We start from the raw sequence: 21,508 nt of genomic DNA, 5'->3' as shown, positions 1-21,508 counted from the left end.
CTGTACCACAATTACCTGAATGTCCAATAGCCAAGGGCCTCGCGGTTGTCGATGATGTGTCTGATCACATGAATGGCGAAAGGTGTCGATGAAGCTCGTCAAGTTGCTCGGACTCCCGTTCGCCCTGCCTATCGCCATGGTCGTCACCGGTGTGTTCGGCGGCATCGTGCTCAACCACGTCGCCTACATCCCCGTACTGGTCATCGGCAGTCTGTTCACGCCGCTGGTCTTCACGGCCTCGGTGTTCGCTCGCGGTAACCGGGGCACGATCGACGCGGATCAAGTCGAGAAGCGACAGATCAAGGAACACGGCGAACGCGCCGTCGCGCGCGTCGACGCGCTGAATCCCACCAGTACGACGATCGGCGACAACCACGTCGCCGAACTCGAACTGACGGTGTCGCCGAGTTTCGGTCGTGCCTACCGCACCAAGACGAAGCACCCCATCCATCCCATCGCCGCGCCCGCGTTCCAGCGGGGCAAGGTGATCGTGGTCAAGCAGAGCGGGAAGTATCCGGGCGTCGTCCTCGTCGACGAGGCCGTGCCCCCCGAATGGGCTGAGCGCACGGAGCGGCCCTTCGAGGTCGGCGACATCGGCGCGAGCTACGGGGGAACACCGCACTCGAACGCCGAAGGCAGGCAAAGCCCTCTCGAAGCGCGGCGCCCCAGCAGGCTGCTCCCCACCGCGGTGTCGACGCTCGTGCTGATTGCCGCGATCGGGTTTCCCATCCGCACCGAGGTCGCTTACCTGCTGACCAATCCCAACCTGCTGGACGCGGCGGAACTGGAGATCGTGACCGGCGAGCTCGTCGCAGCCAACGGGACCGAGTTCACCGACGTGACGTTCGAGCCGAACCGGGTGCTCGCGACGGGCAAGAACCATTCCTACCGCTACACCAACGGCAATCTGCAGAACGACGACCTGCACGGCAGCACGGAAACGGAAGAGTACTTCGACCTCACCGAGGTCGACATCGCAGCCATTCCCGGCCTGATCGAACTGGCTCGCGAGCGGTACGGCGAAGGCGACCCCGACCGCTACTCGGTGCGCCTCGACAAGGGCAGCGACGGCGGCGTCGAGATCTCGGTCGACGTCGGCGAGGAGGACCGGCTCCTCGCCGCCGCCGACGGCACTCCCGCGCTCGCGGCGAACATGTTCGAGGTCGAAGGCGCGAGGGCAGCCTTCGACCTGCTCGCCGAGCGCATGGGCGACACCTTGGTCTACGAGATCGTCGTCGGCGCGGACTCCGTGAGAATCGAAGCGCCGACAAGCAGGGGCGCGGACACCGGCGACACGTTCGGCTGGCGTAGCGGGCGGCTGGTGACCCAGGAACCGATGACGATCCAGCCGACGGCCGGCGACAAGCTGTTCGATCTTGGCGACGTCGACCCCGGGGTCTTCCAGCGCATGGTGGCCGTGCTCGCCGAACGCGGCGCGCACATCGACAAGCCGAGCGAAGAAGCGTCGTTCACGATCGAGCGGACCGACGAAGGTCTTGAATTGACCGGCTGGCTCAGTGACGACGACCGGAGAATTTCGCTCGTGGCGAGGGCGGACGGCTCAGGGGTCACCGTCAAGACCTCGGCGGGTTGACGAAGGGTCTTCCGCTGTTCATCCGCCTGGGTGAAGATTCCTCGGTGATCTCACTACTGCGCGGGGCGGCCGTCGTCGCTTCGGTGGCGGGCCTCGTGGTGACCGCTGTTCCTGCTGTGTCCGCCGAGCCGAGCAACGGTCCCGTCATCGCCGAGGTCTACGGGGGAGGCGGCAACTCCGGCGCCGTGCTCACCACCGACTTCGTCGAACTTGCCACGGCCGGTTCGACGACGGCGGACCTCACGGGACTGAGCGTGCAGTACCTGCCTGGCGCGCCGAGCGCGGCCAGCAGGTGGCAGGTGACGCCGCTTGAGGGAAGCGTCGAGCCAGGCGGCAGGTACCTCGTCGCCGAGGCGAAGGGCGCCGGTGGCACGGTAGCCTTGCCGACGCCCGATGCCTCGGGCTCGATCGCCATGGCCGCGGCGTCGGGAACGGTCGCGCTCGTCACCGGTGCCGAACCGCTTTCCTGCCGCACCAGCGTGGACTGTGCCGGGGAATCGCGCATCGTCGACCTCGTCGGCTACGGCTCGGCGGCGGTCAACGAGACACGGCCCGCTCCGTCGGCGAGCAACACGACGTCGGTGGCGAGGGACGAACTCACCGACACCGACGACAACGCGGCCGACTTCGCGGCTGGAGAGCCGAGCCCCACCAACACCCTCGGTGAGCAGCCGGGTGGTGAACAGCCCGAACCGGTGGACAGCAGAATCCACGAGGTGCAGGGGACGACCCGGATATCGCCGCTCGAAGGCGAAACCGTACGGGTTCCCGGTGTCGTCACCGCGACGAGAACCTTCGGGTCGAGCAGGGGATTCTGGTTGCAGGACACCGAACCCGACGATGATCCCCGCACAAGTGAGGCGATCTTCGTCTTCACCGGCTCCACGTCGCCTTCCGTAGCTCCCGGCGACGCGCTGACCGTGACCGGCCTCGTCAAGGAGTACTACCCTGACAATCCCGCGACGTCGAACTACCAGTCGCTCACCGAGTTGACGAATGCACAGTGGACAATGGAATCGAGGGAAAACCCCGTTCCAGAGCCATTGCACATCGGCCCTGACACGGTTCCCGAAGTGTCGACGGCCCAGCCCGGCGGCAATATCGAAGAGCTGCCATTGCGTCCAGACGAGTACGCGCTCGACTTCTGGGAAGCGCATGAGAGCGAACTGGTGAGCGTCGTCGACGCCAGGGTCGTCGGTCGCAGCACCGAATACAACGAGCTGTACGTGACGACGAAACCGGAGCAGAACCCCACCGCTCGTGGCGGCACCGCGTACCTCGGCTACGACCGGCCGAACACCGGAATCCTGAAGATCGAATCACTGATTCCCTTCGACCAGCGGTCCTTTCCCAAGGCCAACACCGGTGACACCGTCACGGGCCTGACGTCGGGGCCACTCGAATACGACAGCTTCGGCGGCTACACGTTGCTGGCGAACGTACTTGGCGATGTCAAGGACAACGGGTTGGAGCGCGAGGTCACCAGGCCGCAGCGCACCGGCGAACTCGCGGTCGCCACCTACAATGTCGAGAACCTGTCCGCCGTGGACGGACAGGAGAAGTTCGACGCGCTCGCGGGCGGTATCGTCGATCACCTCGCTTCTCCGGACATCGTGACGCTGGAGGAGATCCAGGACGACAACGGTCCGCAGGGCAACGGTGACGGCGTCGTCACGGCCGAGCAGACACTGCGCAAATTCGCCGACGCGATCGTGGCGGCGGGAGGGCCTCGTTACCAGTGGCGGCAGATCGACCCCGTCGACCTTGCCGACGGCGGGCAGCCTGGCGGCAACATCAGGGTCGGCTTCCTCTTCAACCCGAATCGGGTGTCCTTTGTGGATCGAAAAGGTGGGGACGCCACGACGCCGGTCGAGGTCGTCGCCGCAAGGGGCAAGACGAAGCTCTCGGTGTCGCCTGGGCGGATCGACCCAGGCAACGCGGCATGGCTCGACAGCCGCAAACCGCTCGCCGGCGAGTTCGTCTTCGGAGGCAGGACGGTGTTCGTCGTCGCCAACCACTTCGCTTCGAAGGGCGGTGACCAGCCCGTCCACGGCCGGTACCAACCGCCCGTTCGTGGCTCCGAGGTGCAGCGCATCGAGCAGGCGAAGGCCGTGAGGGGCTTCGTCGACGATGTGCTCGCTGCCGACGCGAACGCCAACGTCGTCGTCGCCGGTGACCTCAACGACTATCCGTTCTCGCCCACCGTGCGGACCCTCACCGAAGGCGGTGCGCTGACCGCGCTGATCAGCACGCTGCCGGAGCGCGAGCGCTACAGCTACGTCTTCGAGGGAAACTCGCAGGTCCTCGACCACGTACTCGTGTCGAAAGGGCCGCTCGGTGTCGACTACGACGTCGTGCACATCAATGCCGAGTTCGCCGACCAGGCGAGCGACCACGATCCGCAGGTCGTGCGCTTTCTCCCCGCTTCGGGCAATCGCAAGCTCGATGCCCTCTACCTGCTGCTCGACAAGCTCGAACGGCTGTTCGGCAGGTGAGAGGGTGGTTCACCGCCGTCCCTGCTCGTGGACGGCGGTGAACCAGTCTGTGATCATGCCGGTGCCGCTTCGCGGACGCACGTCGACGCCACAAGGGCCGCACCAGCGGAAATGAAACCCGGCTACTGGCCGGATACGGGCACTATCTCGCTCGCCAGCCGAGTTTGAGAATGGCTTGGGTCAGGTCGTGATAGGCGGGCCGGACGTCCTCGGCGTAGCGGTCGAGCCACTCACCTCGCGCCGAGCGCGCGGGCTCGGGTGGGGTGCCGACGTCGAGCCAGGACAGTCTCGACACGCTGTCGCTGGCCATGCGCCACCAGCGTGTGGCCCTTTCCTCGGTCGCGGCCTCGCGCTCGGCCGCGGCCGTGACCTCCTCGTTCGCGGCGGCAATGGCTGCGGTCAGCTCTTCGGCTCTCGCCAGTTCCCACGCTCTCAGATCGTCGGCCGCTCTTCGGGCCGAACCGATGATTTCCTTGTATCGCACGGCCGCGGTCGGCTCGTCAGTCATCGGCTTCCTCCGGCCTGTGGAACGGAATGAGCACTTCGGGGGAAGAATGTGTCGTGCGGTCGAAGAACAACGCCCTGTCGGGTCGTGGCGACCACTGGACGACCTGACCGGCGCAGAAAGTGCTGAGTTCGCTGCCCTGCACGTCGAGTGCCGCCCACGCGCCGATGTCGTCGGTGCCGCCGAAACCGAGGGTGTCCTTGAGTCTCGCGACACCTCGCCACCAGCCAAGCACGTGCAGACCCTTGCCAGGACCCTGTTTCAGCAGGGTTCTCAGGTGATCGAGGCCGCTCTGTTTTCCCGGTTCCTTGCGTTCGAGCGCGGGCAGTGCGCCGTCGACTCCGTAGAGCACGAGAATTCTCGGCGACTCCATGTCGGACAGTTCGGCCGCGAGGTTGGTGACAAGCTCGGTCAGTTCGTCGCCGGCGACGAACCCCGCCTTGTGACCTTCGGCGATGAGCAGGTCGGTCAACTCGGTGACCGCGGGCTGACAGCTCTCGACGAGGCAGCTCAACAGGAACTCAACCTCGCCCTGCGGATACTGCCGAGCAAGCGAGCGCGTCGCCGAGTCCAGAATGGATAGTGCTTCTTTCGTGCTCGTTCCGAGCACGGCGAGGTTTCTTCCCGGAGCGCCCGACATCTCGACCCCGTGTGCGGTGTCGGCGACGTCGATCGACTGGCCTACGAGCGCGCGAGGTCGTGGGGTCGGCTGGAGCGAAGTGTAGGCGGCAGAGGCTTCGAGCAGCGGCGAGTGCGCACCGTCGAACAACCTCGGTTGCCCCTGTCCAGCGAACCGCTGCCACAGTTCCCTTTGCAGCGAGGGGAAGACGCCCTTCGCGCTCGCGTCCGGAACGTGCGCGAGCTGGTTGCCGTGCGAGACACCGGAATCGTGGTTGATCACCGCGTGCCAGCGGGGTGCGGCGACGGCGGCCTGGTTGGCCTCGGCGAGCACCCTTCGCGCTTTGGGCATCGCGACGCGCAGCGTGCACTGCTCGAAAACGGCAGGCTTGCCCCAGAACGCTTCGATACCGGCGATGTCCTGGCTCGCCAGAATCAGATGGATGCCCTGCGAACGCCCCCTTCGCGCGAGGTCTTCCAGCAGCGACGTCGCGAGCGCGGTGACCGTGTCCCTTCCCGCGAAGAGGTACTGGAACTCGTCGATGACGGCGACGATGCGCGGCCAGTGACCTTCCGGATCCTGTTCCCTCAGCTCAGCGAGGTTGGTGACCTCGTGCTGCTTGGCCGCGGCGGACCGGCGGCGCAATTCGTCGGCGAGGAATCGCAGCAGCGCGAGGCCGAACTCGCGGTCGGTGTTCACGTTGACGCCGACGAGCCGCGCGTGCGGGAGCCAGCTCTCGTCCTTGCGACCGGGCGCGAGCCCGGCGAACGACACGCCCTCCTTGAAGTCGAGCAGGTAGAAGGCCAGCTCATTCGGAGGGTAGCGAGCGGAAAGCCCACCGAGCAGCGCGTAAAGCAGGTTGGTCTTGCCCGAACCACTCGGGCCGCCGATGAGCGCGTGCGGGGTCGCGTCGCCGATGACGACCTCGACCGGCTCGCCCTCGAAGAACCCGATGGGGGTCCTCAGTTCGCGTGCCGAGCTGTATGTGCCGTACTCGGTGGGCAGCAGGTCGGCGAACGAGCGGGGACCGCCCTGTTTCGCGACGAGTGCCTCGGCGATCCTGCTCGCCGCCGTGGCGACCTGACCTGCCGGGAGCGGTGGATCGAGATCGACGACCAGATCTGAGCCGGTCATACTGGTGATCGCGCGGCGCTCGTCGACGAGGCTGATGGTCTCGACCGCTCCGCCGAGCACCGTCGGCACGTCGATGAGGATCAACGAGATACCGGCGTCGAGCGCCCCGCTGGCGACCCGCTTGAGGTCGCGCAATTGCTCCGGGTGCAGGTTTTCCCCGTTGCCGTACAGCACGGCGATCCGCCACGGCTCGGTGCGCTTCTTCGTCGCGGTGCGCATGGCGCGAAGGCTCGGGTACCCAGCCTGCATCGTGTAGCTGTGGACCCGCCTGATGTGGCCTGCCAGCTCGTCGAGCAGGTCGATCAGCCGGGTCGGGTCGTGGACGGTGACCGCGCTCGTGCGACTCAGCGCGTAGAAGTTGGGCAGGATCGCGGTGAGCTGTCCCACGTCCCACAGGTGGATTTTGACCGCGCCGGGTTCGAATGTGCTGAGGACGCGCATCAGCAGGTTTTCGACGATCGAGTCGACGGTGCCTCTCGTGCGCGGGGCCGAGGTGATCGCGAGGTGCGATTCGTCGAGAAGTGGTACGGCCACGTCGAAGGTCAGTTCGGTGCCTGCCGTTCGGCCGGCCGTCGAACCATCCACTGTGGAGGAACCGACTCGCCAGAGTCCGGGTACCGATATTCCCCTGCCCGCTCCGATGCGGCCGAGCCATTCGCCTGCGGGCCTTCCCGCGGTTCCCGGAGCGCTCGCGGCGACGAGCTCGCGCAGCCGGTTCGGCCCGTCGGCCCACTCGGTGTAGAACTGCGAACGCACGCTGGCCAGCCAGTTCAGCACGTCGGCCATCGCCGGATCCCTGATCCGTTCGGCGAGTTCGGGGTCCTGGCCCGCGCGTTCCATGCCGGTGCGCACGACGAGCTGTTCGAGTTCCAGCCTCGCGACGTCGAGTTTCGCCGCTTCGTTGGCGTTTCGCGCCGCGCCGAGTGCGAGCCCGATCTGATGCCGCAGCTTGTCGAGCGCCGCCAGCACCCTGGCCCGCTGCTCGCCTGCCTTTCTGCCCATCGTCGGCCTACAGCCTTGCCTGGTAGTTGTCGAGGAGATCCCCGATTCCGGCCAGTCTCGCCCGCTGGCTCTCGACCTGGTCGAGCGCGGCAGGCAACTGAGTCGGCAGCCACGGCTGCGCCTGCGTTTGGGCGTCGACCATGATCCGCCTGCACTCTTCGAGCAGTTCCTTCGCTCTGTCCGCGTGCGCGCGGGCTGAGGCGAGGCCCGCGTTGACCTCGCTGAGCGACTGGCGTAACTGGTCGAGTGACATCGGCGGACTCTTCGCTGTCTACAGCCGGGCCGAGTAGTTCTCGGCTGACGAGATGCTGGCGCGGATGGTTGTCTGCGTCCCGTTTATTCCTTGCAACGCTTCGGCGAGCAGGCCGTGAGCCTGATTCACTTCTTCCTGCGTGCTGCCCGAGGTCGCCTGGGCCAGCGTCTGCTGGGCCTCTTCGAGTGCTTGTGCTGCCTGCTGCAACGCGGCGATGCTGGAGGAAGCCTTCTCGTTCGCGAGGGCGATCCCCGCGCGGATCTCTTCCACTCCGGGCATGGGGCGGACTCCTTGATAAACCGGGGCCTTCGGCAACAAACTTAGCGTGACCGCTCGACTCCGGACAGATGACAGTGGGGGAATGTGCTGGTTACTTTGCGCGCTCAGCCATGCCGAAGCGCCGGTGGTGGAGGAGGTCCGGCGTTTCGCACGTCAGAGCGCCAAGAGCGCGAAATTCGAGGCCGTGCGGGCTGCGGGCCCGCCACGAATTCCAACACCGCGCCCTCTCGTTCGCGCAGGTCCGCGACCATGTTGACCACGGAACGTGTGCATTGAGTGAAACACTAGTAGAGCATCGATCGGGCCCGAACCCAGCCCCGCGCTGAACCATTGAAACCTGTACCGCCGACTGAGATGTGAACGTCCCACACCTTCCGGGGTGGAGCTTCGACCTCGGCGCACGCGTCTGAGCACGACGCCGAGCCCCGGCCGAAGGCGTACCTACGGCCGGGGCGGCGGGGAGCTGTCCTTCACGGGTTCGCTGTCCACCCCGCGTGCTCGACCGCCCAGGCGAGTGCGAAGTCGGCGATCTCCTCCCAGCCTTCCTGCGCCGGCAGCAGATGTGCCTTGTCCTCGTACTCGACCACCTCGGTCACCGAGTCCGATTTGTAGTGTCGCGCGTTGGAGCGCTGCACGGACGGCGGCATGATGTGGTCCTGGCCTCCGGAGATGAACAGCAGCGGGGCTCGCTTGTCGTTGTGGTAGTCGACGTGGATGTCCTGCGGCCCCGGTTGGAAGTTGGCGAGCACGCCGCCCCACAGGACTCGTCCTGACGCCGGAATGTGATAGCGCTGGTACAGCGCTTTGGTTTCCTCGTCGGTGAAGGTGTTCGTGAACGCGTAACGCCACTGTTCGAGGGTCAGCCCGACCGCCTTGTGCCGGTTCGCGGGGTTCTTCAGCACGGGGAACGTCGATTTGATCTGCGAAAGCGGCACGACGGTGACGCCCTCGGTCGGTGCGGAGTTCAGTGCGACTCCCGCCGCCCCGTAGCCACGATCCAGCAGTACCTGGGTGAACGCGCCGCCAGCGGAGTGGCCCATGATGATCGGCGGTTCGTCGAGCGCGCCGACCACCGACTCCAGGTGTGCGATGACGGCGGGTGCGGTCAGGTCCTCGATGGGAGTCGGATCGGCGTTGAGCGTTTCGACCTCCACCTCGAACCCGGGGTATGCGGGTGCGAGCACGCGGTAGCCCGCTCGCTCGTAACGGTCGATCCAGTTTTCCCAGCTTCGCGGTGTCACCCAGAAGCCGTGTACGAGAACGATGGTCTTCATGGTCCTGTCCTTCGTGAGTCGACGAACGCGAGCAGGTCCGCGCCGAGTCGTTCCTTGTGTGTGTCGGTGATGCCGTGCGGAGCGCCGGAGTAGACGGTCAGCGTGGCGCCCCTGATCCGTTCGGCAGAGGCTTTTCCGCCGACCTCGAAGGGAACCACCTGGTCGTCGTCACCATGGATGACGAGCGTTGGAACGTCGATGCTGTCGAGGTCCTTGCGGAAGTCGGTAGCCGAGAACGCGGCGATGCACTCCAGTGCGTTCCGGTGCCCTGCCTGCATTCCCTGTCGCCAGAACGCATCCCTGATGCCTCGTGACACCGAGGCGCCTTCCCTGTTGTCGCCGAAGAACGGTCCGTCGGCGAGATCGCGGTACAACTGAGCACGGTCGGCGATCGAACTCGCGCGAAGGTCGTCGAACGCCGCGCCTGGCACGCCGTTCGGGTTGTCGGCCGTCCGCAGCATGAACGGTGGAACGGCGGAAACCAGTGCGACACCGGCGATCCTGGCCGTTCCGTACCTTCCGAGGTACCTGGCGACTTCGCCGCCTCCTGTCGAGAAGCCGACGAGGATGACCTCGTGCAGGTCGAGTGTGTCGAGCAGGGTGGCGAGGTCGTCGGCGTAGGTGTCCATGTCGTTGCCGTGCCAGGTCTGGGTCGACCGGCCGTGACCACGGCGATCGTGTGCGACACAGCGGCATCCATTCGCGGCGAGCAGGAGCATCTGTGCCTCCCAGCTGTCGGAATTCAGCGGCCAGCCGTGGCTGAGGACGACGGGAGTTCCGCTGCCCCAGTCCTTGTAGAAGATTTCCGCGCCGTCGGCCATGGTGGTGAAGGGCATGAGCGTGCTCCGTTCTGATCAGCGTGCGGCGTCGAGAATGAGCGTCGTGACGGCGTCGGGGTGGGAGATCATGGCGACGTGGGACGAGTTCACCGTGCGCGTGCGCGCGTCGGCCCGATCGGCCATGAACCGTTGTGCCGAGGGCGGAATCACTTTGTCCTTGCCCGCGATCAGGTACCAGGAAGGGATTTCCGACCAAGCGGGGCTGCCGGAGGGTTCCTCACCGGACGCGAGTGTCGCGGGACGTTGGCTCGCCGCGAGGACGTTCGCGGTCTTGGCGGGAAGGTCGCCAGCGAAGACTCTGTGGAATGCCGAAGGGTTGACATAGGCGTCGATACCGCCGGGGAACGCTCTGGGAAGGATGTTCGCGGCGAGTTCGCTGCCCGGGAAGGAGCCGACGATCCCGAACACCGTCTCGCCCTCGTCGAGAGCGAATGCCGCGACGTACACGAGTGCCTTGACGTTCGGGTGCTCACGGGCGGCGTTGGTGACTACCGCGCCGCCGTAGGAATGGCCGACGAGCACGACGGGCCCCGAGATCGTGGAAAGCACACTGGAGACGTAGTCGGCGTCGTCGGAAAGGTCGCGCAGCGGATTCGCCGGTGCGATGACCTGGTAGCCGCGGCGTTGCAAGCGCTCGATGACGCCGCTCCAGCCCGATGCGTCGGCGAACGCGCCGTGTACCAGCACGATCGTCGGTTTGGGAGCGCCCGGCTTCGCTGCCGATCGCTGTACGGCCGTCGCGGGGCTGACCACCGTCACGACGGCGAACAGCACTGCCAGCACGACGGCGAGCCGGGATCTTCGGAATCTGCGGGAGACGGACATCGGTTCTCCTTTTGTTCTCATCGGGTGAGAAATGCCAGCAGATCGGCGTTGAACTGTGTTTCGAAATCGCCGCACAGGCCATGCGGAGCGCCCGCGTAGACGATGAGGTGAGCTTCGGGAAGCAGTTCCACCGCGCGGTAGGCGGAACCGCTGATCGGCACGAGCTGGTCGTCGTCGCCGTGCGCGACGAGAACCGGTATCTCCATCGCGCGCAGATCGTCGGTGAAGTCGGTCTCGGAGAAGGCGGAAACGCAGTCGAGTACGGCTTTGAGCCCCGCCTGCATCGCCAGTCGCCAGAACTGCTCCCCCAGCGCCCAGGACACGGTCGCGCGATCCCGGTTCGCTCCGTAGAACAGCACGGAAAGCTCCCGGAAGAACTGCGCGCGGTCGGCGGTGATGGCCGTGCGGATCGCGTCGAGAACGGTGACCGGCAGTCCGCCGGGATTGGTTTCGGTTGCCAGCAACGACGGCGGGACCGCGCTGAGCAGCACCGCCTTGCCGACCCTGTCGCTGCCGTGCCGGGCAAGATAACGGGCGAGTTCCCCGCCGCCGTCGGCGTGCCCGACGAGGATGACCTCGTGCAGGTCGAGTGTGTCGAGCAGAGTGGCGAGGTCGTCGGCGTAGGTGTCCATGTCGTTGCCGTGCCAGGTCTGGGTCGACCTGCCGTGTCCACGGCGATCGTGTGCGATGGCGCGAAAACCGTGTGCGGCGGCCAGATAGAGCTGTCGGTCCCACACGTCGGCGCTCAGCGGCCAGCCATGGCTGAAAACCACAGGCGAACCACTGCCCCAGTCCTTGTAGAAGATGTCGGCGCCGTCGGCCGCGGTGACGAAAGGCATTTCGCCTCTATTCGCTCAGCGGAGTGCCCGGAATCTTAGGCACACAAGCCCACGCCGAATCGGCTCACAATGCCGTGCCCTCGGCCCGCACCGCCACCGTTCCCGGCGACGAAGGGGAACCGCATGGCCGTCTTGCTCGACACCACCGATCTCACCAGACGCGAGCGTCCCGACGCGTTGATCACCGCCATGCACGATGCCTCAGGAGCTTCCGAGGTCACGGTGGAAGAGGACGTGCCGGTCCGTGCGAGGCTGGAGCTGTGGCCATTCGGGGCCGCCGCGATCTTCGGGGCGGCAACCAGCGGGGTGTCGATGACGCGCACCGCGAAGGCCGCGCGGTCGGCTACCGCTGAACACATCGCCATCGGTGTGCAGGCGGCAGGTGTCGCGCGCTTCCGGATCGGATCGACCACGAGGGTGGTGCCGAGCGGTGAGGCGCTGGTGGTCGATGTCAGCAGGCCCTTCCACTACCAGTGGAGGGGGTTCGGTGCCGCGCATTCGCTCAACCTTCCCCTCGACCAGCTCACCCTGCCTGCCGAGCAGGTGCGGCGAGCGGTGACGAGGCTCCAGCACAGTCCCCTGTACGGGCTCGTCAGCAGGCACATTCGTGATCTCGCGGCCAACGCCGAAGCACTCAGTGCGAGCCCCATGGCCCCCGCGCTCGGCGCGGCGAGTATCGAACTCGCGCGCGCACTGATCGCGACCGCTATCGACGGGACACCGGGTTGTCGCGACGTCGTCGAGCAGACGCTGCTCACGCAGATCCGCGCCTACGTGCGCCAGCACCTCGGCGACCCAGGTCTCACTCCCGACGGCATCGCGAGGGCACTCGCGATCTCACCGCGACATCTCTATCGCGTGTGTGCCACGGCGGGCTTCCGGCTGGAGCAGTGGATCATCACCAGCAGGCTCGCCAACGCGAAGGCCGAGTTGGTCGATCCGAGGTCGAGGCACCGTTCGCTCGCAGCCATCGCGCGAAGGTGGGGCTTCACGGATCCGACGCATTTCACGAGGCGTTTTCGCGCCGCCTACGGCCTGCTTCCGAGCGAATGGCGCCGCGAAGGTGGTTCCTGACCGGATACGGCGAGTCGCTGAGGCGCATCTCACGGACTCGTCAACGCGCTCGCGTTGGCGTTCCGGCTCCGGTTAGGGTGACGTCCATGGTCCACATGTTCGTCCGTCTCCGGACTGCCTGATAAAGGTGCCCCGCCGGTCTTCGACGACCGGTCCGGCTCCTCACGCCTGAACGGCCTCCGGCCGGTGCGCATCAGCGGCACCCGCCGTCGAAGGCCTCGGTTTCCCGACCCCTTTTTCGCGTCGGCGACGACTGGCGCGCTTGAACAGACAGGACGACATCTCATGTCTTCGAACAACCCGACCTTCGTACTGGTGCACGGCTCTGGCTCCAGTTCGTTCATGTGGGCCACGATCCAGCGCGAACTCGCGGCGCTGGGCCACCGCAGTTTCGCGGTCGACCTCCCCGGACACGGTTTGGACGCGCAATACCCCGTCGCCTACCAGGCACCGCAGGATCTGGATGCGTGGGCGGCCGAGCCATCGACACTGGCGACGGTCACTTTGCGGGACAACGCCGACGTGGTCGTCGACGTCGTTCGCCGGGTCGCCGAACACGGGCCGGTCGTGCTGGTGGGCGCCAGCCTCGGCGGTACGGCCATCAGCGTGGCAGGCAACCTGGTTCCCGACCTGGTCGACCGGCTCGTGTACATCTCGGCCTGGTCCTGTGTGGAGCGTGCCAACCCCATCGAGTACTTCGCGGAACCGGAGTTCGCCGCAAGCCTGACCGGCCCGCTTGCCCCGCTGAACGTCGGCAACCCAGCCGAACTCGGCGTCGGCAGGGCGAACTACCGCACGGCGGATCCGGAACTGCTCACCGCGCTCAAGGCCGCGACGGCGGCCGACGTCACCGACGAGCAGTTCATGGCTTTCCTCAACATCCTGCAACCCGACGAATCGCTCGCGGTGATGACCGGTGACGCCAGGGTCGATGCCGAAACGTGGGGCACGATCGCCCGCAGCTACATCCGGCTCACCGAGGACCGGAGTCTGCCGATCGCCATGCAGGACCGGCTGATCGCCGAAGCCGATGCGCTGACACCAGGCAACCCGTACGACGTCCACACCCTGGACACGTCGCATGTCGGGTTCGTCTTCAGAGCAGCCGAGGTGGCCGCGATCCTCGACAAACTGTCCAGTTAGGACTGGGGCGGGTCTGACGAACCCGTAGCCTGCCGCGCGGGGCCAGCGTGGCCCCTCGCCGCGTTGTCGGAAAGCCCGAGTACAACCCGGTACGAGGACGTTTCCTCCGCCTTGCGAGGAACCACGCTGATCCCCGCTCGCACGGCAGAGTTTCATCAGACCCGCCCTGGCACTCCGGTCTCCGAACGACGAAACGCCGGGCTCCTCGTAAAGGGAGCCCGGCGTTTCGGCTGGCGGAGGATACGGGATTCGAACCCGTGAGGGCTGTTACACCCAACACGATTTCCAATCGTGCGCCTTAGGCCGCTCGGCCAATCCTCCGCGAGAGAGCGTACAGGGTCGATGCTCGCCCTCGGGCGCCGGGTCGCCTCCGTTGGTGACCCAGTGTCACGGCTTGCGGGCTACTCCGCCCAGCATCAGGCGCTGGGCGGGCAGCAGTGGAGACATGGCTGGACCGTCCGGCCACCACCTCGGCAGGAAGGTGAGGCCGGGCGCGATGAGCGGCAGCTCGGCGAACAGTGCCTCGATCCGCTCTCGCGTTCTGAACCAGCCCGAGCCCATCGTTCCTTCGGCGGTGACCTTTTGCAGCCTGCGGGCGAGGTCCGAAAGCTCGCCGCCGTCCTCGGGGTCGAGGAAGTGGGTGATGGCCAGATAGCTGCCACTGGGCAGCGCGTCGACGTAGGCGTGCATCAGCGCGACCGGATCTGTCGCGTCGGGCACGTGGTGCAGCGCGGAGACGAACAGCAGCCCGATCGGCTGGGAGAGGTCGAGGTGGCGGGCCACGGCCCCCTTGCCGAGCAACTTCTCCGGCTCGGTGATGGCGCATTCGCCGAAGAACGCGTGCTGCTTGTCCTCAAGCCACGCCTTGCCGTGTGCGGCGACGACGGGGTCGCTGTCGACGTACACCGTCTTCGCGTCACCGTTGCGGCGCAGCGCGACGTCGTGGGTGTTCTCGGCCGCCGGTAGTCCGCAGGCGCAGTCGACGATCTGTTCGATACCGACGCCGACGAGGAATCGCGTCACCCTGGCAAGCCAGGCACGATCGTCGCGGATCACCGTGTCGAACCCGGGGACCACGTCGAGCATCGCGTCGCGCACGACGCGGTCGACCGCGTAGTTGTACTTGCCGCCCAGCAGCGCGTCGTAGACGCCGGCGACACTGGCCTTGCCCGGATCGATGCCGATCCCCGAGCGGGCCTGGTCGTCTGTCCGCGTCATCGCGTCACGTCCCCGGGTCAGGCGTGCTGGTGTTTGTTCACATTACTCGGTGTGCTGGCAGGGATTCGAGGAGTCCCCGTAAAAACCTGGTTTCATTATCGGTTTCACATTTGGATGGCGATCGTGGCGATCGCCGCCCCCGCGACGATCGCCACGACGAGTCCACAGCCGATGAACAGTCCCAGCGTGGTGGGCTTGCGCTCCCAATAAGCGAGGTAGTCGGGATGCCGCTCGTTGAACTCGCTCATCGTCATGATTCCCGGATAGGCGTGCACCTTGATGCCGAGCGCGTTGACGAACTCGTCCACCCTGGTCTGGCCGAAGTCGTTGTCTCGCAACCGGAGCAGTGGGAAGCCGTGGTGGTCTACGAGGAAGGTGGTGGGTACCGGCCCGTGCCGCCCCCTCGGCGGAGGAGGAAAGACCACCCGGAGCGCCGAGTTGACGTCGGCGCGCTGATGCATCTTGAGTTTTCCGAGCATTCCGGCTTTGCCGACCTGGGTGTGAGTCAGTACTACGCGCAGTCGCAGGACGTGCAGCGTCACCGGAATGAAGATCGCGAGGAAAAGCGGGACGGTGGCGTAAAGGCCGACAGTGCCGAGCCGGAGAACGGTTGCCGCCACAAGCGCGACGCCGCCGACGGCGAGGCCGATGGCGAGCCCCCGCTTCGTTTTGTCCGATGATCTCAATTCGACGATGGGTGGAAGGGACGCGGAGGACATATCGGGACCTTAGCTTTCCGCGCCATACTTGAGGCCGGAATTCAACAGACGAGGAGGGAACGTGGGCAAAGTCGCCATCGTGACTGGAGGAGCCTCGGGAATAGGAAAGGCGCTGTGCACCGCGCTCGCCGCGCGCGGTGTGAACGTTGTCGTCGCCGACCTCGACGCGGAGGCAGCCGGTTCCGTTGCCCGGGGCTTGCGGGGCAGCGCTTTCGGTCGCGGAGTCGACGTGACCAGCGCATCCTCGGTCGACGACCTGGTGAACTCGACCGCCGAAGAGCACGGCAGACTCGATTTCCTCTTCAACAACGCGGGCATCGGCATGGGCGGAGACGCGGAGGAACTGGTCGTCGCGCACTGGGACCGCACCATCGACGTCAACCTGCGCGGCGTGGTGCACGGTGTGTGCGCCGCGTATCCGCTCATGGTGCGACAGGGGTTCGGGCACATCGTCAACGTCGCTTCGGTAGGAGGGCTCATCCCGGAACCGCTCGCGACTCCTTACGCGGCAAGCAAGTTCGGTGTCGTCGGGCTTTCGCTCAGCCTGCGAGCCGAGGCAGCCGACCGGGGAGTCTCCGTGAGCGTCGTGTGCCCTGGTGTCATCGAGACGCCCATTTACGAGCGCGGGATCCCCGGTGATCTTCCCGCGATTCCGAGTACGGAGGTCACCGACGTGCGAGCCGCGTTCCTGCGCACGGCGGGAGGCCGGATGTATCCCGCCGCTGCGCTCGCCGAGGACGTTCTTCGTGGCCTCGCGAGGGACAAGGCGGTCATCGTCGCGCCCCGGCGTGCGCGGATGCAGTGGCTGGCGGCGAGGTTCGCCCCGAACTTCACCCTCCGTGCGGCGCAAGCCATCACGAAGAGGGAGCGCCGGCTGCGCGGGGATGCCGGAGAAGCGCGCGAAGCCGCGTAGCCGAGGCCCGCGCGAGTCCCCCGTCCAGGTCGCCGAGTTCTGCACTCAGGCTGCCGAGATGCGCACTCAGGTCGTCGAGATCCGCGCTCGGGTTCGCGAGATGCGCATTCGAGCCCCGGCCTCCGGAACCGGCGATGCGCCCCGTGACCGAGGGCCGGTTTGTGCCCGGTACCAACGGGTATTCGGCGGTCGGATCATGGCTGTGTCGACGTGGGGCGCCCGCACCGCGAAAGCCGCACGGACGGCAACCGCACGAACCGAGGGAAGAGGACCTTTCATGCCGGTGGCAACACTGGATTCCTCACGGATCGCGGCGCTGACCGAGCTCGGCCAGCAGCTCAGAGTGGACGCCGTCAGGGCGGCGGCGGCAGCGGGTTCGGGGCATCCGACCTCGGCGATGTCGGCGGCCGACCTGATGGCGGTTCTGCTGGCCAACCACCTGCACTACGACTTCGCGGCGAGCAGGAATCCCGGCAACGATCACCTGATCTTCTCGAAGGGGCACGCTTCTCCGCTGCTGTACGCCATGTACGTCGCGGCAGGCGCGATCTCCGACGACGAACTGCTGAGCTTCCGCGAGGCGGGTAGCAGGCTGGAGGGCCATCCGACGCCACAGCTGCCGTGGGTCGACGTGGCTACCGGTTCGCTGGGCCAGGGGTTGCCCATCGGTGTCGGACTGGCGCTCACGGGCCGTGACCTCGACCGGCTCGGCTACCGCGTGTGGGTGCTGTGCGGTGACGGCGAACTGGCCGAGGGTTCCATGTGGGAGGCGTTCGAACACGCCGGTCACGAAGAACTGGGTGCGCTCACCGCGATCGTCGACGTCAACCGGCTCGGGCAGACGGGGCCGACGAGGCACGGCTGGGACACCGCCGCCTACGCGAGGCGCATCGCGGCATTCGGCTGGCACACCATCGAAATCGACGGTCACGACATCGGTCAGATCGATCGCGCGCTCGCCGAGGCTGAGACGACCGGGGCGCCGACCGCGATACTCGCGCGCACCAGGAAAGGCAAGGGCGTCGCCGCCGTCGAGGACGCGGAAGGCGCGCACGGCAAGCCGCTTCCTGACGAGGCTGATGCGATCGCCGAACTGGGAGGGCAGAGGTCGCTGCGCATCGAGGTCGCCGCTCCGAGCGTCATCGCGCAACCGAGGCTGCCCGAGGTCGGGCGGTTGGTGTTACCCACGTACCCGGAAGGTGAGGCGGTGGCGACGCGGACGGGGTTCGGCGAGGCGCTGACCGCGCTCGGCGGTGCGAGGAGCGATGTCGTCGTGCTCGACGGCGACGTTGGCGATTCGACGAGGGCGGGGTACTTCCGCGACGCCCACCCCGAGCGGTTCTTCGAGTGCTACATCGCCGAGCAGCAGCTCGTCGCGGCGGCCGTCGGGATGCAGGTGCAGGGCTGGATTCCCTACGTGTGCACGTTCGCGGCCTTCCTGAGCAGGGCGGCAGATTTCCTCCGCATGGCCGCGGTCAGTGGTGCTCACCTGTGCGTAGTCGGTTCGCACGCCGGTGTCTCGATCGGAAGGGACGGGCCTTCGCAGATGGGGCTCGGCGACGTCGCGTTCTTCCGCGCGCTGTGGCGGAGCACGGTGTTGTGCCCGTGCGACGCGAACCAGGCGGCGTGGCTGACGGCAGCCATGGCGGACAGGGGTGGCATCAGCTACCTGCGCACGACCCGGGGCGAGACACCGGTGCTCTACCCGGAGGGTGAGCACTTTCCCATCGGCGGCAGCAAGATACTGCGCTCTTCGCCGGGTGACGAGCTGACCCTCGTGGCTGCGGGAGTCACGGTGCCCGAGGCGATCACGGCGGCCGACCGCCTCGCCGAGGACGGCATCGCGGCGAGGGTCATCGACCTCTACTCCGTCAAGCCGGTCGACGTCGCCACGTTGCAGCAGGCGGCAGCGGACACCGGCTGCCTGCTCACCGTCGAGGACCACTGGCCGCAGGGCGGCATCGGCGATGCCGTCGCCGAGGCGGTCGGTCACTCGACGGCCGTACCGAGGCTGGGCAGGCTCGGTGTGCTCGCGCTGCCCGGTTCCGGCTCGCCCGCCGAACAGTTGCAGCACGCGGGAATCGACGCGGCCGCGATCGCGGATGCCGCACGCGGAATGCTGGAGAGCTGAACGTAGCTCAGATTTCCGCGCCGAGTTCGGGAATGCGCAGCCGGTAGCGCTCGACGAGTTCGGCGTTGTGTTCATCGCCGCCAGGCACGTTGGAACTCGTCCACCTCGGCAGCCGGACTCCGTGTGCTCGGGCGAGATCGTCGAGTTCGGCAAGCAGCATCGTCCACAGGTAGGCGCAGGCGATCGTCGAGGTCGCCGCGGTTCGCGGTGCGTGCGGAGGGTAGCCGACATCCCCGGGCGGGACCCCGCTGTCGAGCACGACGGTCGCGTGGTCGGCCACCGTCGTCGCGCTGCGGGCGCTCGCCTTCGCCGAAGCGGAACGCGACGTGACCGCGATGACGGCGACTCCGCGAGCCCTTGCCTGCTCGGCGATTTCGACAGGGTAGGGATTACGCCCGCTCGTCGAGAACACGATCACGACGTCGGGCGGCGACACCTCGGCGCCCGCGAGTACCGCCGCGCCACGTCCTTGCTCGCGTTCGACCGCCGAACTGCGCAGCGCGCCGTTGAGCGGAAAAACCTCGTGATCCCACAGTGGACGCACCGGAGCGAGACCTCCGGCCCGGTAGAACAGTTCGCCCACCATCAGCAACGAGTGACCGGCCCCCGCCGCGTGGACGATGCCACCCTCGGTCACCGTGTCGAGCAGCAATGTGGCTGCGCTCGTGAGGTCGGCTTGCCGGTCGTCGATGGAGTCGAGCAGTGCTCGTACGTGCTCACGCATCGCGGTTCCTCTCCGTCGTGGACGGTGCTCCGTCCCACGGGTGGAACGGTGGCGGTACCGACCTATCATGGCCGGATGGCTGCCTGGCGGCGAAAAGCGGCGGAGGTCGCCGTCGAGCGGGCGAGCGCGCTCGACGGTCTGCTTCGCGAGCGCGACGGACTGCTGACGGTGCTCGACCGGACCGCCGCGCTGCGCGGCACCGCGCGGCTGATCAGACAGACGGTTGGCGCCGACGCCGGATTCGTGGCCGACATCGGTGCCGAAGACACGGGGCACGGCGACAACGCGATGATCCGCTGGCTTTCCGGAATGCGCACCGACCGGCTGAACAACCTCGTCGTACCCAGTGGTCAGGGCATCGGCGGCAGGGTGCTCGCCTCGGGAAAGCCGGTGCGGGTGAGCGACTACGTCAGTTCGACGACGATCACCCACCAATTCGACGCGCACGTCAGCGGTGAGGGAATGGCCGCGATGCTCGCGGTGCCCGTCAGGTGCGGTCAGGAGACCGTCGCCGTCGCCTACGCGGCCATGCGAAGGCCGTCGGCGTTCGGTGACGACGCCGTTGCGAGGCTGGAAAGGGTGGCCGATCAGGCAGCGACCGCGTTGCGGATCGCCGGCACCGCCGAGTCGGGAAAGGCCGATGCCGTCACAGCCGAACGGCAGCGCATGGCCGACGCGCTGCACGACTCGGTCGGCGCGTTGTTGTTCTCCATCGGGGCGCAGGTCAGGGACTTGCAGGAGGCCGCGAGGGACAATCCGGCGCTCGACCCGCGGCTACGGAAGCTGGAATCCGACGTCTCCTCGGCGGCGGGCGCGCTGCGCGAGTCGCTGCTCGCGCTGTCGGAGACGGCGAGCCCCGAGCGGGCGCTTGAGGCCGAATTGGCCCAGTGCGCGCGGTCGTTCGAGTCGCGTACCGGGGTTCCGGCCGGTTTCGTGCGGCTCGGTCCGGTTCCAGCCCTCGACGGGGAACGTTCCGGCTTCCTGGTCGCTGTGGTCAGGGAGGGGCTGCTCAATGTGGAGAAACACGCGAAAGCCCGCTCTGTCGTGGTGAGTTTCGGACCCGTCGAGCAGGGGGTTCAGCTCGCCGTGGCCGACGACGGCACGGGTGGCACCGGAACCGATATTCGCTCGGAGGGGACGGGAATGGGAGTGCGGTCGCTCGCGGCGCGGGCGGCGAGGCTCGGTGGCAAGGTCAGCCTTGTCCGCGACCTCGACGACGGGTGCACACTGCGTGCCTGGTTGCCGGATGTGCTGACGTGACGGTGAAGGTACTCGTCGTCGACGATCATCCCGTCGTGCGCGACGGCGTCACCTCGCTGCTGCGGTCGGATCCCGGTCTTGTCGTCGTCGGCTCGGCCGATTGCGGAAGGGCGGCCATGACCAGTGCCGCCGAGTTGTGGCCCGACCTGGTGCTGCTCGATCTGCGATTGCCGGACATGCTGGCGCCCGAGGTGATCACGGGGCTCCGCAAGGTGCGTGCCTCCGCCAAGATCGTGGTGTTCACGGCACACGGCGACCATCAAGGTGTCGTCGCCGCGCTGGACGCGGGTGCCGATGGCGCGTTGCTGAAGGATGTCGCCGGCATGGATCTGGCCGCCGCGCTGCGCAAGGTGCTCGGCGGTGAGCGGGTCGTCGACCCGAGGGTGCTGCCGGAGGAACGGCAACGGTCGGCCGCGCTCGCGGGTAGCGGGCTCAGCCGCAGGGAATACGAGGTGCTGCGCCATGCGGCGCGGGGAAAGACGAATCCGGAGATCGCCGAGGCGACCGGGCTGACCCGCAACACCGTGAAGACCTATTTGCAGGCAGCGCTCCACAAGCTCGGCGCCCGCAACAGAGTCGAGGCCATCAGCAAAGCCAATGAGGCAGGTCTGCTCTAGCAAGTGAAAATTCCGGTCGATGGAAGGCCGTCGTCATCTTGTTGAACCCTG

19 protein-coding genes and 1 tRNA gene are annotated in these 21,508 nt (G+C 67.0%); 8 read left to right on the top strand and 12 right to left on the bottom strand.

Annotated features, from left to right (window positions below):
• Positions 1–88: 88 nt before the first annotated feature.
• Positions 89–1,594, top strand: a complete 1,506-nt coding sequence (locus BAY61_RS29815; protein WP_091802631.1) for a hypothetical protein — start codon at positions 89–91, stop codon at positions 1,592–1,594.
• Positions 1,595–1,638: 44 nt separating this feature from the next.
• Complete coding sequence (locus BAY61_RS29810; protein WP_245865555.1) at positions 1,639–4,089, top strand: endonuclease/exonuclease/phosphatase family protein; 2,451 nt, start codon at positions 1,639–1,641, stop codon at positions 4,087–4,089.
• Positions 4,090–4,231: 142 nt separating this feature from the next.
• Here the strand turns inward: BAY61_RS29810 and BAY61_RS29805 are convergent, their stop codons facing one another.
• From BAY61_RS29805 to BAY61_RS29770, 8 genes are all read right to left on the bottom strand, one after another.
• Entirely contained in the window at positions 4,232–4,597 is a 366-nt protein-coding gene (locus tag BAY61_RS29805; RefSeq protein ID WP_091802634.1) for a hypothetical protein, read from the bottom strand.
• Positions 4,590–7,349, bottom strand: a complete 2,760-nt coding sequence (locus BAY61_RS29800; RefSeq protein WP_091802636.1) for an FtsK/SpoIIIE domain-containing protein — start codon at positions 7,347–7,349, stop codon at positions 4,590–4,592. Before BAY61_RS29800 ends, BAY61_RS29805 begins: the two co-directional genes overlap by 8 nt.
• 7 nt (positions 7,350–7,356) lie before the next feature.
• A complete protein-coding gene (locus tag BAY61_RS29795) occupies positions 7,357–7,602 on the bottom strand; it encodes a hypothetical protein (protein WP_091802639.1) in 246 nt (81 codons plus the stop codon).
• An 18-nt stretch (positions 7,603–7,620) separates the two neighbouring features.
• A complete protein-coding gene (locus BAY61_RS29790) occupies positions 7,621–7,881 on the bottom strand; it encodes a hypothetical protein (RefSeq protein ID WP_091802642.1) in 261 nt (86 codons plus the stop codon).
• Positions 7,882–8,351: 470 nt separating this feature from the next.
• A complete protein-coding gene (locus tag BAY61_RS29785; protein ID WP_091802645.1) occupies positions 8,352–9,155 on the bottom strand; it encodes an alpha/beta hydrolase in 804 nt (267 codons plus the stop codon).
• Positions 9,152–9,991, bottom strand: coding sequence for an alpha/beta fold hydrolase (locus tag BAY61_RS29780; protein ID WP_091802648.1), 840 nt, complete (start codon positions 9,989–9,991; stop codon positions 9,152–9,154). The genes BAY61_RS29785 and BAY61_RS29780 overlap by 4 nt, the downstream gene beginning before the upstream one ends.
• An 18-nt stretch (positions 9,992–10,009) precedes the next feature.
• On the bottom strand, positions 10,010–10,819 hold the full coding sequence (locus tag BAY61_RS29775; protein ID WP_091802651.1) for an alpha/beta fold hydrolase: 810 nt from the start codon (positions 10,817–10,819) through the stop codon (positions 10,010–10,012).
• Positions 10,820–10,836: 17 nt separating this feature from the next.
• Positions 10,837–11,658 (bottom strand): alpha/beta fold hydrolase, encoded by an 822-nt coding sequence (locus tag BAY61_RS29770; protein WP_091802654.1) that lies wholly within the window; start codon positions 11,656–11,658, stop codon positions 10,837–10,839.
• Between the two features lie 123 nt (positions 11,659–11,781).
• On the opposite strand from BAY61_RS29770, the gene BAY61_RS29765 reads away from it, so the two are divergent.
• Both BAY61_RS29765 and BAY61_RS29760 read left to right on the top strand, forming a co-directional pair.
• Positions 11,782–12,732 (top strand): helix-turn-helix domain-containing protein, encoded by a 951-nt coding sequence (locus tag BAY61_RS29765; RefSeq protein ID WP_170140165.1) that lies wholly within the window; start codon positions 11,782–11,784, stop codon positions 12,730–12,732.
• 285 nt (positions 12,733–13,017) lie between these two features.
• The gene (locus BAY61_RS29760) at positions 13,018–13,875 is read left to right on the top strand and encodes an alpha/beta fold hydrolase (RefSeq protein ID WP_091802659.1); all 858 of its coding nucleotides are present in this window, start codon (positions 13,018–13,020) and stop codon (positions 13,873–13,875) included.
• Between the two features lie 231 nt (positions 13,876–14,106).
• On the opposite strand, the gene BAY61_RS29755 is transcribed toward BAY61_RS29760, so the two are convergent.
• The 3 genes from BAY61_RS29755 to BAY61_RS29745 form a co-directional block, all read right to left on the bottom strand.
• Positions 14,107–14,196 (bottom strand) — tRNA-Ser (locus tag BAY61_RS29755).
• A 66-nt stretch (positions 14,197–14,262) separates the two neighbouring features.
• Positions 14,263–15,093, bottom strand: coding sequence for an SAM-dependent methyltransferase (locus BAY61_RS29750; protein WP_091802662.1), 831 nt, complete (start codon positions 15,091–15,093; stop codon positions 14,263–14,265).
• 104 nt (positions 15,094–15,197) lie between these two features.
• A complete protein-coding gene (locus BAY61_RS29745) occupies positions 15,198–15,812 on the bottom strand; it encodes a hypothetical protein (RefSeq protein WP_091802665.1) in 615 nt (204 codons plus the stop codon).
• Positions 15,813–15,891: 79 nt separating this feature from the next.
• Between BAY61_RS29745 and BAY61_RS29740 the strand changes: the two genes are divergently transcribed.
• Both BAY61_RS29740 and BAY61_RS29735 read left to right on the top strand, forming a co-directional pair.
• Positions 15,892–16,725 carry an SDR family NAD(P)-dependent oxidoreductase gene (locus BAY61_RS29740; protein WP_211323550.1) on the top strand — a complete coding sequence of 278 codons (834 nt, stop codon included), beginning with the start codon at positions 15,892–15,894 and terminating at the stop codon, positions 16,723–16,725.
• 277 nt (positions 16,726–17,002) lie between these two features.
• Positions 17,003–18,856 (top strand): transketolase, encoded by a 1,854-nt coding sequence (locus tag BAY61_RS29735; RefSeq protein WP_091802671.1) that lies wholly within the window; start codon positions 17,003–17,005, stop codon positions 18,854–18,856.
• Positions 18,857–18,863: 7 nt separating this feature from the next.
• Here the strand turns inward: BAY61_RS29735 and BAY61_RS29730 are convergent, their stop codons facing one another.
• Positions 18,864–19,580: a sugar isomerase domain-containing protein gene (locus BAY61_RS29730; RefSeq protein WP_091802674.1), complete on the bottom strand. Its 717-nt coding sequence runs from the start codon at positions 19,578–19,580 to the stop codon at positions 18,864–18,866.
• A 75-nt stretch (positions 19,581–19,655) separates the two neighbouring features.
• On the opposite strand from BAY61_RS29730, the gene BAY61_RS29725 reads away from it, so the two are divergent.
• Both BAY61_RS29725 and BAY61_RS29720 read left to right on the top strand, forming a co-directional pair.
• Positions 19,656–20,840: a GAF domain-containing sensor histidine kinase gene (locus tag BAY61_RS29725; RefSeq protein ID WP_091802677.1), complete on the top strand. Its 1,185-nt coding sequence runs from the start codon at positions 19,656–19,658 to the stop codon at positions 20,838–20,840.
• Entirely contained in the window at positions 20,837–21,457 is a 621-nt protein-coding gene (locus BAY61_RS29720; RefSeq protein ID WP_091802680.1) for a response regulator, read from the top strand. The genes BAY61_RS29725 and BAY61_RS29720 overlap by 4 nt, the downstream gene beginning before the upstream one ends.
• Positions 21,458–21,508: the final 51 nt, after the last annotated feature.

This window comes from Prauserella marina, from assembly GCF_002240355.1.
Lineage (GTDB): Bacteria > Actinomycetota > Actinomycetes > Mycobacteriales > Pseudonocardiaceae > Prauserella_A > Prauserella_A marina.
Note: the sequence above shows the minus strand (reverse complement) of the source record. Positions and strands in the feature narration are given on the sequence as shown.